This is a genomic window from Janthinobacterium salmonicoloratum (assembly GCF_051380845.1).
GTDB lineage: Bacteria > Pseudomonadota > Gammaproteobacteria > Burkholderiales > Burkholderiaceae_D > Janthinobacterium > Janthinobacterium lividum_F.
This window is the reverse complement of the sequence record NZ_JBNYXV010000017.1, coordinates 1-2,602: the sequence shown is the minus strand read 5'-3', so window position 1 is coordinate 2,602 and position 2,602 is coordinate 1. Positions and strand designations below refer to the sequence as shown.

1 protein-coding gene is annotated in these 2,602 nt (G+C 58.0%); it reads left to right on the top strand.

The window, feature by feature from the left end:
- On the top strand, positions 1–2,602 hold a 2,602-nt coding region (locus tag ACQ4WY_RS28170; RefSeq protein WP_436506914.1), incomplete at both ends, for a hemagglutinin repeat-containing protein.

Here is a 2,602-nt window from a genome sequence, read left to right as displayed (position 1 = left end):
TCAACCAGGTTTATGAAAGAAAGACCTACACTTTGCCCTCGGCGACTGGAGCAGGCGGAGTCAAGGGCGGCACCAGCGCGGCTGGGGGCGCAATTGTCGACATGCTGCAGACCTCGGTAAGCAAGACCCCCGGCGAGATTGCTGGGGTGCATACAGCAGGTGGAAACGGCGCGAAGACGGCGAGTGGAACGGGCCCGCTTGATGGTGCCAGCGGTACCGCTGGCGTAGGACCGGCCGGCCGCGTTGATGCGGTTATCGGGACAGCGCTTGTCGCTGCCAGCGGCAACGGCGTTCAAACATCGTCGCCTGGCGTCGGCGGCAATGGCGCCAAGGTTGGCGTCAATGGTCAAAGCGTCACTGCAGTTTCTGGCGGAACGGAACAGAGTGGCAGTGCTCGTCTTGGAAATGCGGGCAAGATGGCAGCGCACAATGGTGTGCAAGGCGGCGCCATCGACGCCATTCATGGGGACGGTACTGCAAATGGAATCGATGCGGGCTTGCTGGCCACGGACTTGCAGGGACATTCTCAGTTAGTCGTCGGCGGTGATGGCGTATCAGGCAGTAACCGACTTGGCGGAGCGGCTCAAACGGCGTGGCATCAGGCCGTGCAGGGCGATGCGGTTGGCGCTGTCAATGGAACCGGCGCTACGGGTAAGGTTGATGCGGGCTCGTTGGCTACCAACCTGCAAGGAGTTTCACGGACAGTGGGCGGTAGCGTCGGCTTGCAAGGCAGCGACCGTGCAGGCAATGCGGGCCAGGCTGTCAATTTTGCGGACGTGGCGAATGTGACTGTGGGGGACGCAAGCGGTCCAGGTGCCATGGCGCCAGCAGACATGGCAGCGCCAGGCAGCACGTCTGTCTCGCAGGCCATGGGCAAGGCGTCGCGCGTTACCAGTGCAGGTGGTGCATCGCAGGCCAAGATGAACGAGTTTGCTCAAGTGGCACTGAGTAATCCTGGCGGCCGTGCACAAGTTGTGCGTACGGCGTCTCCTTCAATGCGGTTGCCCAACGCCAGCCTGTTTCGCACCAGTCCAGCTCCTTCGTCGCGCTTTCTCGTTGAAACCGACCCCCGGTTTGCCAACTACCGTGATTGGACAGGCTCGGACTACCTGACCAGCAAGGTTCAGCTGGACCCGGCAGTGACACAGAAGCGCTTGGGTGACGGCTTCTATGAGCAACGCCTGGTGCGCGAGCAGATTGCCGAGCTGACTGGCCAGCGGTTTGTCGGCGACTACAGCAATGATGATCAACAGTATCGGGGCCTGATGGATGCCGGGGCGGCGTATGCCAAGACGTGGGATATTCGGCCTGGCGTTGCATTGACCCCGGAACAGATGGCAGCATTGACCAGCGACATCGTCTGGCTGGTGGAGCGGGAGGTGGCCCTGGCCGACGGTAGCATGCAGAAGGTGCTCGTGCCGCAAGTATATGTGCGTGTGCGGGAGGATGACCTTGATGGTTCGGGCAGCTTACTTTCCGGTAAAGAAATTGATATCAGCCTGTCTGGTGACTTGATCAATGGCGGCACGATCGCCGGCCGCGAGCTTGTCAGGCTCAATGCGGAGAACGTCGAGAACCTGCAAGGTCGCATTCACGGTGATGCAGTTTCGGTGGCGGCTAAAAATGACCTGAATAACGTGACCGGCACGATTTCGGCAAATAGTACATTGTTGGTTTCCGCTGGCCGCGATATCAATATAAAGAGCATCACCGCAACGACATCCTCGCAATATAACTATACGAATTCATCGAGTACTGCAGTCGATCGTGTTGCTGGACTTTATGTCACCGGCGACGGGGCAAGTGGCGGTGGCACGCTGTTGGTCAGTGCTGGACGCGATTTGGCTATGGTTGCGGGGGTCATCGGAAATGCCGCTAGCGGTGGTGAAACGCTTGTTCAGAGCGGTCGCGATATCCAGCTCGGGACGCTTGCAGTGGGCAGCAGTGAAAATACGCTGTACGACGCCGATAATTTTTTTAAGAAGAATAGCACTAATGAAGTAGGTAGCCAGATTGTGGGCGAAGGCCATATCACTGTTCATGCGGGCAACAACTTGGTAGCCAAGGCCGCTAGTATCCAGGCCAGCGAGACCTTGACACTAACGGCCGGTCATGATGTCAGCTTGGTCAACGGTGTATCGACGTCAAATTACGATAATGCCGTCAAGCACGAATCGAGTGGTCTTCTTTATAGCGTTACCACGACGACGCGCGACACGCTAGAGTCAAGCGGCACTGTAGGCACCAGTGTAGGCGGGAAGACGGTAGTGATAAAGGCTGATAATGATGTGCATGTGACGGGATCGGATGTGCTTGCCGATCAAACGGTCAGCATACTGGCTGGTAATAACTTGACTATTGATGCCGCTGTCAATACCGTCCGTGAGACGCATTATAAAAAAGTTGACGAAAGTGGCCTTCTGGGAGGGGCGGGATTTGGATTCACTTACGGCAAGCGCACGACCACTACAGACCAGGAGCGTGACGCGCAGACCCAGAGCGGTTTGGCACTCAGTAAAGTGGGGGCGATCGGCGGCGACCTCGTATTGAGCGCAGGCAATGCGCTCAAGATAAGTGGTAGCGAGGTGATGGCAGGCCAGGA